Here is a 12,474-nt window from a genome sequence, read left to right on the forward strand (position 1 = left end):
CCATGTCACTTGCCACACACCCTTCCCGCCGCTTCGGCCGTGCCGGCACCCTGGCCGCACTGCCCGCCGTCGTACTTCTTGGAACTGCTGCGCTCGCCGGGTGCGCTGATCCCGGCGCATCAGCCGCAGGTTCCGCCGGCGGCGAGGCCGAAACGACGACGGCCCGCAACGGCGTGGTCTACAACACCGCTCCTGACCAACAGCGCATCCGCGCAGAGAAGGACGCGGCGCTCGCCGCCAAAGTTCCCGAACTGATCGGCAAGGACGGCAAGCTGACCATCGCCACCACTGCCGGGTCCATCCCGCTGTCCTTCCATGCAACGGATGACAAGACTCCGATCGGTTCCGAGCTGGACATCGCGCAGCTCGTGGCGGACAAGCTGGGCCTGGAACTCGATGTCCAGGTCACGTCCTGGGAAAACTGGCCGCTGAAGACGCAGTCCGGCGACTTCGAGGCCGTGTTCTCCAATGTGGGCGTCAACAAGGACCGGGTGAAGCTGTTCGATTTCGCCTCCTACCGTGCCGCCTTCATGGGCTTTGAAGCGAAAAAGTCAGCCACCTATGACATCAAGGGGGCGGACGACATCTCCGGACTGAAGGTATCGGTGGGGTCCGGAACGAACCAGGAGAAGATCCTGCTTGCCTGGAACAAGGAGCTTGAAGGCAATGGCAAGCCTCCGGCCACCTTGCAGTACTACTCCTCGGACGCCGACACCATCCTGGCGCTGTCCTCCGGACGCACCGATCTGAACATCGCGCCCTACCCGTCCACCGTGTACCGGGAAAACACCCGGGATGACCTGAAGGTGGTGGGCAAAGTCAACGCCGGCTGGCCGTCCGAAACCCTCGTGGCTGCCACCACGCTCAGGGGCAACGGCCTGGCGCCGGTGGTCACCGAGGCCCTGAACTCCGCGATCGAGGATGGGTCCTATGGCAAAGTGCTCGAGCGCTGGGGCCTTTCCGAAGAAGCGCTCCCCGAGTCCAAAACCATCAACGAAGAAAACTTTTCGGCCAGCCAGACAGGACAAGGCAAATGACCACTTCCGCCGGCACCCTTGAGTCCTTCACCACTGACTGGGCGGAGTGGCACGCCGCCCATGAACGCCACCGCGCCCACCCCCATGGCTTCCTCGCCGTCACCCACCTGCACTGGCTGGGCTCCGAGCCTGCCGACCTGGACGGTGTACCCGGAACCTGGAGCGCCGCCAACGACGTTGTTACGGTGGTCTTGGAGCCCGGCCAGCTCCTGGAACTGGAACGGCAACCCCTGCCGGCAGGGGAAACGGTCATTGGCCCCATCGCCGAGCGCGGCGGCCTGAACCTCACGTCCGGGGACTCTGTCATCGAGCTGGCCAAGCGCGGCGGTGAGTACATTGTGCGCCCCAGGAACCCGGAGAACGCTTTGCTGCGCGGGTACCAGGGCACACCCGTGTACACGCCCAACCCGGACTTCGCGGTCCCCGGGACGTTCGTTCCCTTCGAGGCTCCCCGCCCCACCACGGTGGGTGCCGCCGTCGAAGGCATCCAGCACGTTTACGAGGCGCCCGGCGAGATCCGCTTCAAGCTGGCAGGCCAGGAGCTGACACTGACGGCCTTCAACGGACACACGCCCGGTTCGCTCCTGGTGCTGTTCACTGACCAGACCTCCGGCAGGACCACCTATGCCGCCAACCGTTCACTGTCGGTGGTCCCTGCGGCAGATGGGTCAGTAGAGCTGGACTTCAACCGGGCTGTCAACCTGCCCTGCGCCTACACCGACCTCGCTACCTGCCCACTCCCGCCTGCCGAAAACCGGCTGCCGGTGGCCATCGAAGCCGGCGAAAAGACCCCCTACGAACGTCAGGACCAGCAGTGAGCACAACAGAAGGAAACGCCACCCACGTGGGACGCGCCGGGTTCCTGGCGATCGAGCTGGACAGCGCCGGCTGGAACGGCGGGGATATCGCGAGCCTCGCCGAGGCGGTGCTGGCCGCAGAATCGGCAGGCTTCCACGTGGCCACGTTCGCCGACGAACCGGCGCCGGGCCGCACCAACGCCCTGCAACGCGCCGCCTACGCCGGGCCCGTCACCCGGACCATCGCCCTGGTTCCCGAGGTGGACACCGTCTACACCGAGCCGTTCCACGTCTCCACCCAGCTCGCCACCCTTGACTACGTCTCCGGCGGACGTGCCGGGTGGATCGCCACCGCTGCCGAATCACCGGAAGCGGCCGCCGCCGTTGGACGCAGCAACGTCAGCGGTGCCGCCCTTGCCCAGGAAGCCGCCGCGTCAATTGAGGTGTCCCGCCGTTTGTGGGACTCCTGGGAAGACGACGCCGTCATCCGCGATGTTGAGACCGGCCGCTACATCGACGTGGACAAACTCCACTACGCAGATTATGAAACGCCGGCGGAGTTTGCCGGCCGTGCCTACTCGGTCAAGGGCCCGTCCATCATTCCCAGGCCGCTCCAGGGCCAGCTGCCGGTGCTCGCTGCGGCGTCGCTCGTAGGCGGGGGGCAGGTCTCGGCGGACTCCGTTGACGCCGTGCTGGTCACAGCGCCGACACCCGAACTGCTCACCGCAGAAATCCGGGACCTCCGAAGCCGGCTGGGAGCATCGGTGGCAGTGATTGCCGGGCTCGACGTCGTCCTCGAGTCCCGGGGGCAGGCAGCTGCCGGGCGCGCGCCGGTCAGTAACAGCGGCCGCGCACGCTTCGCCGGCACTGCCGCCGGCCTGACGGACCTTCTTGAGCAGCTTCTTAAGGAGGCCGACGGCGTCCGCCTCCACCCGGCGTCGCTCGCCATCGAACTGGACGAGCTTTCACGGCTGGTTCTGCCGGAACTAAGGCGCCGCGGGGCGCTGCGGCCCCCGGTTCAGGACGGCACCTTCCGCGACCTGCTGGGATTAGCGCGCCCGGACAGCCGTTTTGCAAAATCGTCCGCGGCCGCTGCCGCCGGGAACTAAGGGGAAGACCATGACACAGCACAGCAGTGCTAAATCCGGAACATTTACGCCGTCCGGCAGGATCCAGTTCGGCGTCTTCTTCCAGGGCGTCAATTCCGGCACCGTCTGGAAGGCGCCGGAATCCGGCTCGCAGACCGACTTCGAATCGTTCCGCCGGATTGCGCAAACAGCCGAGCGCGGACTGTTTGCTGCGTTCTTCCTGGGGGAGGGGCTCCGCCTGCGCGAACACCTGGGCCGGCCGCACGCCCTGGATGTTGTGGGCCGGCCGGATGCCCAGACCATGCTTGCCGCCCTGGCATCGGTCACCAGGAACATCGGCCTGGTGGCCACCCAGAACACCACGTACAACGATCCAGCGGACCTGGCGCACCGGCTCTCATCCCTGGACCTGATCTCCGGTGGCCGGGCCGCCTGGAACATCGTGACCACGGACAACGCCTGGACCGGTGCCAACTTCCGGCGCGGGGGCTACCTAAACCATTCCGACCGGTACAAACACGCGGAAGCATTCGTGGAGACGGCCAAACGGATCTGGGATTCGTGGGAAACCGCACAGGGGCCCGCCCGCCGGGTCCTTCACGAAGGCCCGCACTACACCGTGGATGTGACACCCCGGCTGCCGCGAAGCGCACAGTACCGGCCCGTGCTGTTCCAGGCCGGTGATTCGCCGGAAGGCCGCGATTTCGCTGCCCGCCAGGCGGACGTCATCTTTTCGGCCCATCCGAAGTTCGAAGCCGCGGTCGAGTTCCGCAAGGACCTCGTGGCGCGTTCACTGAAGGCGGGCCGCGGTGCCAACGCCGTGCAGATTATGCCGGCCAGTGAATTCATCCTGGCACCCACGGCTGAAGAGGCTTTGGAGAAGAAGGAATGGGTGCGCAGCCTGCAGATCGGCCCTCAGCAGGCAGTGGCCTACCTGGAACAGTTCTGGGGCCGCGAGCTGTCCGAATATGATCCTGACGGGCCGCTTCCGGAGATCGATCCGGTGGTGGAGGAAACCTCCGAAACCCGCGGCAGCGGTTTCCACGGTGCCAAGGCCCGCCAGCTGGCGGACCAGTGGCGGGCAGAGGCTAAGGACAAGGGCCTCTCCATCCGGCAGTTCGTCACGTCCAGGACGGCGCGGGTCGACGCCACCTTCACGGGTTCGTACTCCGCGGTGGCGGACCAGTTGGCCGAGTACGCGCGGGTGGGCGCGGTGGACGGCTTCAACATTTCGCCGTGGCTGATTCCCACCGGCCTCGACGACGTCGTGAACCACCTGGTGCCGGAACTGCAGGCACGCGGCGTCTACCCCACGGAGTACAAAGGCAGCACCCTGCGGGAGAACCTGGGGCTCGAGGCCCCGGTCCGTTCGGCCACTCAAAATGCTGCCGCGGTGGGCGTCTGATGCACCCGGCTGGTTTTATGGGAAGGGCCGGCGAAGACGCTGGGGAGAGCGCCGTCGTCGACCCTTCGCCGGGGAGTATCAGGTTGCAGCTGACGGTTTGGGAACAGCGGCTCTAGGATACTTAGGCCTCCGCCGCATGAGTTCAGGCGGAGCCTCCTGGCGGGGCGAAGGCGACCCCTGCTCCGCGCGGCACAGCCTTCAGGCTCACATCGGAAATACCGTGGTCCCGCCGGCCCCGGCCTCCAACTGGTCTTGCCCGCCGTCGGCAGGAGTCCATCCCAGGGCGGGACCCAATTTGCCGGCGATGTCGGTGAGGATCTGGACGTAATCTTCCTGGTCAAAGCTAAAGGGCAGTGCGAATGCCACCTCGTCGACTTCCTGGAACCCGGCGTGCGCGTACAGTTGCTCGGCAATTTCTTCGCTGGTGCCGATGAGGTCCGGTGCAAACAGCATGCCTTTTGGCCCCTGCGGTGTCCGGGTGCGGGGAGTGCGTTCATCGACGTACCTCTGGTACTTTGCCCGCTGGCCGGCTGATGCCGAATCGGTGGGGATCACCACCAGGCCCTGCGACACACGGGCCGGTCCATGGGCTTGCGCAGACGCTGCGGCCTCCCGGTAGGCACGGATCTGCAATTGCTGAATGTTGGCAAAGTCCGGTTCCTGGTCCGGTTCGGGGAAGATCACGCTGCTGGAGAGCAGGTTAAAGCCGTTTGCCCCCGCCCAGACGGCCGACTTCCTGCTGCCCGCCCCATACCAAAGCCGGTCCCGGAGTCCGGGAGAGTGGGGCTCGACGCGGTTGGAAAATTCCTCCACCACGCCCTGCCGGCCGGAAAAATCCCGCACGGGCTGCCCTGCCACCAAGCGTGCAAGCCGCTCCACGCGCGAGTAGCTGAAGTCCTCCAGCTCCGAGGAATGCGGGTACAACTCGTGCTTCACGGTGGCGTAGTGCATCGGTTCACCTACACTCAGCCCCGGATTGATTCGTCCCCCGGAAAGCAGATCCACGGTGGCCAGATCCTCGGCAAGCCGCAATGGGTTTTCCCAGCCCAGCGGCGTAACAGCGGTTCCAAGCTCAATGCGGGAAGTGCGCTGGCTGGCGGCTGCCATCACCGCAATCGGGGAGGAAATTCCGAACTGCAGGTGGCGGTGGCGCAGCCAGGCGCTGTCGAATCCAAGCCGCTCACCCAGTTCGATAATCTCCAGCGTGGACTGGTGGCCGGGTGCGGGATCAGCCGGATCGAACAGGCCAATCGTGAGGAATCCAAGCTTGCGCAGGGGACGTGTGGGCTGGGGCATGGGACTCCTTCAGCGTTGGGGTGTGGCTGCTTCCCAGAATAGGCGCCCGGACCTGCCGGTCCTCCTGACGAATGGCGGGAAAGCAAAAGTGAAGAGTCCCCGCCTCGCTGAAGCAAGGCGGGGACTCACTCATCGGCAGGGTGTTACGTCTTGGGCAGCCCTGCCGGGTTCAGTTCGGACTTCTGGATGGCTTCCGAAGACAATCCCCAGCGCTCCAGGATCCTGGCGTAGGTGCCGTTCTCAATCAACTCGTTCAGGGCAGTCTGGGCAGCGACAGCCAGGCCGTTGTCCTTTTTGGTGGTGAAGGCAATCTCGGCCGTCAACGGCCAGCCGCCGTTGAGCGTGCCCACCTGCTTGCTCTTGCCGTCCTGGGCGGCCTTGTAGGCAGCACCGGCGTTGGGGCCGAACGTGAGGTCTGCGCGGCCGGACTGAAGGGCCAGCGTGGAGGCGGAGTCGTCGTCGTAATACTGGAACTCCACCGGCTTCAGGCCGTTCTTTTTGTTCTCCTCGTCCCAGCGCACCAGGATGGCTTCCTGGTTGGTGCCGGAGCCCACGATGATGCGCTTGCCGGCCACGTCCTTGGCTTCCTTGATCTCGCCGATGTCCGAATCGCTCTTGGCGTAGAAGCCCAGAAGATCGTTGCGGTAGGTGGCGAAGTCGAACTTCTCCTTACGGGCTTCGGTAACGGTCACGTTGGAGAGCACGGCCTCGTACTTGCCGGATTCGACGCCCAGCGGCCAGTCGGCCCACGCCACCGGAAGGGCCTCGACCTCCAGCCCCAGTGTCTCGCCCACTGCGTAGGCGATGTCCACTTCACTGCCGATGAGCGTTTTGTTGTCAGTGGCAAAAAGGCTCAACGGTGCCGTGCCGCCGGTGCTCACCACAGTGAGCTTGCCGTCGGCCTTGATGGCCTCGGGGACCAGCGCGGCGGCAGCGGGATCAACCTCCACCTTGAAACGGTCCTGCTCGGGGGACAGGTTGAAAGTTTTGCCCGCCGCCGTGGCGGAGGACGACGACGGTGCTGTCGCCGCCGTCGCGCCGGGGTCTGCGCAGGCAGCGAGCCCCAGCAACGCGGTGATGGTGACGGCTGCAACGGTAGCGGGTTTCGCCTTTTTGATGGCCATTTTTCCTCCTTGGAGGTACGTGGTGGATGCAACGGACTGTGCTCGTTGCAGCCACTATCCGTCAGCCCGCGCAGGGGAATCAAAGGGCTTCGCAACCCGGAGATACAGGAAGTAACGGCCGTTCACCGGAGGACTGCGGCGGTCATATTCGGGGCTGCGTCTGCACCAAAACCAAGTGGTGCCAAATGATGTGCGCAGCAAAGAAGTGGCCCGGTCATCAGACCGGGCCACTTTGCTGTTTCAGCACCCTGGGATCAGCCCAGCGCGTTGATGACTTCCTTGGCCACGTCCTCGCTGGACTGCGGGTTCTGGCCGGTGATGAGGTTTCCGTCGCGGACTACGTTGGACGTCCAGGCTGCAGCGTTCTCGATAACCGCGCCCTTCTCCTTCAGTGCATCCTCCACCATCCACGGGGTGTTTTCGCCCGTGCCGCCGCCCAGTTCCTCCTCGTTGCTGAACACCGTGAGGCGACGCCCTGCGAAAACGAACGCGCCGTCGTCGTCCATGGCGCTCAGCAGTCCGGCGGGGCCGTGGCAGAAGGGCGCGATAATCTTGCCGTCCTTATCGGCCGCGGCCAGGAGCCTGCCGAGGTCCGCGTCCTTGTACAGGTCCGCCATGGGACCGTGGCCGCCGGGCATCACGACGGCGTCGTAAGGGGAAAGGTCGACGTCGGCCAGCACCAGCGGGTGCCCGAGCTCGGCATCGATGGACGCGAGGTAGTCCCGGAAGCCTTTCGCCCTGTCCTCGCCGCCCGCAGATTCGGCAGCCAGGCTCACCTGGTCAACGGTGGGCCGGGCACCACCGGGGGTTGCCAGGTGGACGGTATGTCCTGCATCAATCAACGTTTGGTGCGCAACCACCAGCTCCTCGGCCCAGTAGCCGGTGGGGTGCTCGCTGCCGTCCTTCATGGTGAGCGAGTCTGCTGCTGAAACAACCATCAGAATGTTGGCCACGGTGTTGCTCCTCTTTTGTGCGGGCTGGTCACTAAGGTCGGCAACCTCGTAAGTGTGCTGAGTATTCCGTCACAGCCGAAATAAGACGGCCACCGCAGTGGTTATGCACGAAGTGCCCGCCCTGACCTGGCCGGCAAACTTCACGCAACGCTCTGAAAGGCCGGCACTCACCGTGACTCTTCCCCTCTCCATCCTTGACCTGGCAACCATCGGCAAAGGCCAGACGGCGGCGGAGAGTTTCGCGGGGAGCGTGGCCATGGCGCAAAGCGCCGAAAAGCTGGGATACCGGCGCGTCTGGTACGCCGAGCACCACAACATGTCCACCATCGCCTCCTCCGCTACTAGCGTGCTGATCGCCCACGTCGCGGCGCACACGGAAAGCATCCGGCTTGGCGCCGGCGGCGTGATGCTGCCCAACCACTCGCCACTGACCATCGCCGAGCAGTTCGGCACCCTGGAAACCCTGCACCCGGGCAGGATCGACCTTGGCCTCGGCCGCGCGCCCGGCAGCGACCAGAACACCATGCGCGCCCTGCGCCGGGACCCTATGTCGGCGGACAGCTTCCCTCAGGACGTGCTGGAACTCCAGGGCTACCTCACCGGGCCCACCCGCATCCAGGGCGTTGAAGCCACCCCGGGCAAGGGCACAAACGTTCCGCTGTACATCCTGGGCTCCTCGCTGTTCGGCGCGCGCCTGGCCGCCCAGCTTGGCCTGCCGTACGCGTTTGCCTCCCATTTCGCCCCGAACGCGCTGCAGGATGCCGTGGCCATCTACCGCAGCGAATTCAAGCCTTCAGCCCAGCTGGATGCACCGCACGTCATCGCTGGCGTCAACGTAATTGCCGCCGATTCCGCCTCAGAGGCGCAGGCCATGTTGCGCGCCACCATGCGCGCGCGGGTTTCTTTGTTCTTCGGCGGCGGCCGCGAGTTCACCGACGACGAAGCTGACATGATCCTCGACTCCCCGCAGGGCCAGCACCTCTCGCAGATGATGACCTACTCAGCTGTGGGCACGCCCGACGTCGTGATGGATTACCTGGAAGGCTTTGGCAGGCACGCCGACGCCGACGAGCTCATCGTGGCGCACCAAAGCATGGGCACGGAGACCCGGCTGCGCTCGGTCGAGCTCCTGGCCGAAGCCGCCGGCCTGGCGAGGGTCTGACATGGCACCCGCCGCCGACGGCGTAGGGTTCCGCTCCAAACGCGGGCCCATTCTCATCGCCCTGATGCTGTCCACCGGACTGGTGGCCATCGACTCCACGATCGTGGCCACCGCGGTACCCTCAATCGTCCGTGACATCGGCGGATTCGAATCGTTCCCGTGGCTTTTCTCGGCATACCTGCTGGCCCAGGCAGTCTCCGTCCCCATTTACGGCAAGCTCTCGGACATAGTGGGGCGCAAGCCCATCATCCTGGCCGGAATCGGGCTCTTCCTGCTCGGCTCCATTCTCTGTGGAATCGCCTGGAGCATGCCCGCCCTGATCGCCTTCCGGGCGCTCCAGGGACTCGGTGCCGGAGCCGTGCTGCCGGTGTCCATCACCATCGCCGGGGACATCTACTCGGTGGAGGAACGGGCCAAGGTCCAGGGTTACCTGGCCAGTGTGTGGGCAGTTTCCTCAGTGGTAGGGCCCAGCCTCGGCGGCGTCTTCTCTTCGCTGGGGATCTGGCGAGGAATCTTCCTGGTCAACGTTCCGTTGTGCCTGCTGGCAGGGTGGATGCTGCTCCGGACCCTGCACGAGAACGTCGAACGTGCCAGGCACAAAGTGGATTACGCCGGCGCCGGCCTGCTGGCCGTGTCGCTTGGCCTGTTGATCCTTGGGGCACTTGAGGGCGGGCAGGGGTGGGATTGGACTTCCCCCATCAGCATCGGCATCTTTGCGGTAGGCGGAGTGCTGCTGGTCCTCTTTGTCCTGGTGGAGCGGCGTGCAGCCGAGCCGGTCCTGCCGTCCTGGGTGGTGTCGCGGCGCCTGCTGGGCACGACGGCGCTGGTGTCCTTCGGCGTCGGGGCGGTCATGATCGGACTGACCTCGTACGTGCCCACGTTCCTCGAAGGGGCACTGTCCTCCTCGCCCCTGATCGCCGGCCTGGCGCTCGCAGCGCTCACCCTCGGCTGGCCCATCAGCGCCTCGCAAGCCGGGCGTTTCTACCTCCGGCTTGGCTTCAAGCCCACTGCCTTGATCGGAATCGCCATCACCGTGCTGGGACTCCTGGTCCTGGCACTCACGGCTTCCACCCCCAACGTGGTGCTGGTCGCCGTCAGCTGCTTCATCGTCGGACTCGGCCTCGGACTGGTCGCCACTCCCACCCTCATTTCCGCCCAATCCAGTGTGGAATGGAATGAACGGGGCGTGGTAACCAGCACCAACATGTTCGCCCGGTCCATCGGCAGCGCCCTCGGCGTGGCCGTGTTTGGTGCCATCGCGAATTCGGTCTACGCCAGTACGGCAGGCGGTTCGGGTGACGTGCCTGCCGTCGTCGCCGCTTCGGGAGCCGTCTTCCTGGCCGCGCTGGCAGCGGGGATCCTGACCGTGGCGGGAGTGCTGGCAATGCCCGCGGTTAAGGCAGGCGAAGCCGGCCGGGCCGACACCGGATCCGTCGCCAGCGAGGCGGAGGGCAGCCCCCGGCGCTGAGGGCCGGCGTGAGGCTACCGGGAGGCGCGGAAAATGTCCGGGGCGGGCCGGGTGCCGGTGGCGAGGTCTGCAAGCATGCGGCCGACGACGGGAGTGAACTTGAACCCGTGCCCGGAGAACCCGGCGCCGATCACCAGGGGGCCGATCCGGTCCAGGATGAAGTCCTCGTCCGGAGTGGTGGTGTAGGTGCAGCTGATCGCCTCGAATGAGTCCGCGTCCACTCCGGGCAGCCACGTCCGGGCATAGTCCTGCAGGGCGGCGAGCTGGGCGGGCTCCGGCTGGAAAGAGCGCCGGTCAGGGTTCACCACCGGCCCAACGCCGTGCCAGCCGGCCTTGATGCCCTCGCCCGGCGTCTGCATTCCGTACACCGGCGAGTACCAGTTCCTGTATTGCGCACCAGTGCCGGGTGTGTGGTTGAAACCGGGCCAGACGGCCCCTTCGTCCAGCACCCGGAAGTGGGCCGGCTGCTCCTGTGTGACCCGCAGCTTCGGAATCCGCAGCCCCGCGCTTCCACGGGCGCCGGCCAGGAGCTTGTCGGTCCAGCCGCCGGCAGTAAGAACAACCTGGGCGGCGGTGGCCGCCTCGGTTCCGGACGGAGACTCGAAGACCAGACGGACGGCGTCGTCCATGATCTTCAGTTCCACCACTTTGGTGTGGTGGCGGATTTGGGCGCCCCGGGCTGCGGCGAGCCGCTGGAAGGCCGGCAGAGCAGCCTCCGGGTTGAGCTGGCCGCCGTCGGGCATATGGAGTGCCTGCCCGTCGAAGCGGATGCCGCGCCAGCGCTCGCCTGCTTCCTCCGGGGACAGGAACTCGGCCCGGATGCCCGCCTGATTCAATGCTTCGGCAACTTCCGGCAGCCGCGGGTCCGGGCCGTGGTTGACTATTCCCGTCCTGGCCAGCAGCTGTTGTCCGCTCTCCTGCTCCAGCTCGTCCCACAGGCTCAGGCTCTCGGCCAGCATGGCCACATATTCCGGGCGGTGGTAGCCGGGGTTGAGGTTGCGGGTGCTGCCGTGCGAGGCCCCTATGCGGTGCCCTTGCCCGAACTGCTCCACCAGGGTTACCTGGCGGCCGCGGCGGGACAATGCCCAGGCGGCAGCCGAACCCATGGCTCCGCCACCGACCACTACGGTGTCCAGCATTGTTCCCATCAGTCTCCCATCACGTCAGCAGCAGCGCGACGGCGATCATCGCCGGGACGGCCACCACAGTTGTAATCAGCACGGTGTCCTTGGCTACGGTGAGGCCGGTTTTGTAACGGCTGGCAGCCACAAAAACATTCTGCGCGGTGGGCAGCGCGGACGTGACCACCACGGCGAACAGGATATGGCCTTCCAGCCCCAGCGCGAACCTGGCGAAGAGATACGCGAGGGCAGGCTGGACCGCCAGTTTGAAGGCGGAGGCCAGCAGGGTGTCCACCCGGCGGGCAGCGGAGGCCTGCAGCGGGCGGGTCCCGTTGAGGCTCATCCCAAAAGCGATGAGCATAGCCGGAATTGCGGCGCCGCCGATCAGGTGGATGGGCTCCATGACCAGCGGCGGAACCTGCCAGCCGGTGCCGGCCACCAGCAGGCCCAGCGCGGAGCCGACGATCATCGGGTTCTTGAGGATCATCACCAGGAAGCTCAGTGGCGTGGTGCGGTGGGAACTGGTGCTGGAATCCAGGATCATCAGGAACAGCGGCGTGAAGAAGGCGAGCTGGAAGATCAGCAGCGGTGCCACGTAGCTCGCGTCACCCAGGACGTAGACCGAGATGGGGATGCCCAGGTTGGCGGAGTTGACCAGCGAGGCCGCCATCGAGGACATCAGGGACTCGGAGAGCGGGCGTTTAAGCCAGAACCTGGCAATGGCGAAGAAAATGGCGGCGGTGGCGATGGCGGACACCGCCGCCACCAGCAGCGGAGCTGCGAAGACTTCGGCGAGGCGGGCCTTGCTCAGGGTTTCGAAGAGGAGCGCCGGGCTGGCCACAAAAAAGGTGAGGGAGCTCAGGACCTGCCGTGCATTGTCGCCCAGGATTTTCTGCCGGCCCACGAACCAGCCCACCAGGATGATGCACCAGACCACAAAGAAGCCGGCCAGGACACCTAGCAAGGGAGGACCCGCAGCGAATCAACCCACGGGGCGCAGCGGAGGCAGGTACCGGGACGCAC

At 65.8% G+C, this 12,474-nt stretch carries 11 protein-coding genes; 6 read left to right on the forward strand and 5 right to left on the reverse strand.

Annotation, left to right across the window (positions count from 1 at the left end; translation table 11 throughout):
• Positions 1–2 precede the first annotated feature (2 nt).
• From AC5RVN_RS08985 to AC5RVN_RS09000, 4 genes are read left to right on the forward strand one after another with little or no spacing between them, the layout of a single operon-like run.
• Positions 3–1,037, forward strand: coding sequence for a transporter substrate-binding domain-containing protein (locus AC5RVN_RS08985; RefSeq protein ID WP_494042411.1), 1,035 nt, complete (start codon positions 3–5; stop codon positions 1,035–1,037).
• On the forward strand, positions 1,034–1,855 hold the full coding sequence (locus tag AC5RVN_RS08990) for a DUF1684 domain-containing protein (RefSeq protein WP_494042412.1): 822 nt from the start codon (positions 1,034–1,036) through the stop codon (positions 1,853–1,855). Before AC5RVN_RS08985 ends, AC5RVN_RS08990 begins: the two co-directional genes overlap by 4 nt.
• Positions 1,852–2,943, forward strand: a complete 1,092-nt coding sequence (locus tag AC5RVN_RS08995) for an LLM class flavin-dependent oxidoreductase (RefSeq protein WP_494042413.1) — start codon at positions 1,852–1,854, stop codon at positions 2,941–2,943. The genes AC5RVN_RS08990 and AC5RVN_RS08995 overlap by 4 nt, the downstream gene beginning before the upstream one ends.
• 10 nt (positions 2,944–2,953) lie before the next feature.
• A complete protein-coding gene (locus AC5RVN_RS09000) occupies positions 2,954–4,327 on the forward strand; it encodes an NtaA/DmoA family FMN-dependent monooxygenase (RefSeq protein ID WP_494137716.1) in 1,374 nt (457 codons plus the stop codon).
• Positions 4,328–4,531: 204 nt separating this feature from the next.
• Here AC5RVN_RS09000 and AC5RVN_RS09005 read toward each other — a convergent pair whose 3' ends face one another.
• From AC5RVN_RS09005 to AC5RVN_RS09015, 3 genes are all read right to left on the reverse strand, one after another.
• Complete coding sequence (locus tag AC5RVN_RS09005) at positions 4,532–5,623, reverse strand: LLM class flavin-dependent oxidoreductase (protein ID WP_494042415.1); 1,092 nt, start codon at positions 5,621–5,623, stop codon at positions 4,532–4,534.
• A 143-nt stretch (positions 5,624–5,766) separates the two neighbouring features.
• Positions 5,767–6,747 (reverse strand): ABC transporter substrate-binding protein, encoded by a 981-nt coding sequence (locus tag AC5RVN_RS09010; RefSeq protein ID WP_494137717.1) that lies wholly within the window; start codon positions 6,745–6,747, stop codon positions 5,767–5,769.
• 254 nt (positions 6,748–7,001) lie between these two features.
• Positions 7,002–7,700, reverse strand: a complete 699-nt coding sequence (locus AC5RVN_RS09015) for a type 1 glutamine amidotransferase domain-containing protein (protein WP_494137718.1) — start codon at positions 7,698–7,700, stop codon at positions 7,002–7,004.
• Positions 7,701–7,872: 172 nt separating this feature from the next.
• On the opposite strand from AC5RVN_RS09015, the gene AC5RVN_RS09020 reads away from it, so the two are divergent.
• Both AC5RVN_RS09020 and AC5RVN_RS09025 read left to right on the forward strand, forming a co-directional pair.
• A complete protein-coding gene (locus AC5RVN_RS09020) occupies positions 7,873–8,862 on the forward strand; it encodes an LLM class flavin-dependent oxidoreductase (protein ID WP_494137719.1) in 990 nt (329 codons plus the stop codon).
• A 1-nt stretch (position 8,863) separates the two neighbouring features.
• A complete protein-coding gene (locus tag AC5RVN_RS09025) occupies positions 8,864–10,330 on the forward strand; it encodes an MFS transporter (RefSeq protein ID WP_494137720.1) in 1,467 nt (488 codons plus the stop codon).
• A 14-nt stretch (positions 10,331–10,344) separates the two neighbouring features.
• Here the strand turns inward: AC5RVN_RS09025 and AC5RVN_RS09030 are convergent, their stop codons facing one another.
• Positions 10,345–11,478: an FAD-dependent oxidoreductase gene (locus AC5RVN_RS09030; protein WP_494137721.1), complete on the reverse strand. Its 1,134-nt coding sequence runs from the start codon at positions 11,476–11,478 to the stop codon at positions 10,345–10,347.
• 10 nt (positions 11,479–11,488) lie between these two features.
• Positions 11,489–12,415, reverse strand: coding sequence for an AEC family transporter (locus AC5RVN_RS09035; protein ID WP_494042421.1), 927 nt, complete (start codon positions 12,413–12,415; stop codon positions 11,489–11,491).
• Between the last annotated feature and the right edge of the window lie 59 nt (positions 12,416–12,474).

This window comes from Arthrobacter sp. sptzw32 (genome assembly GCF_059089735.1).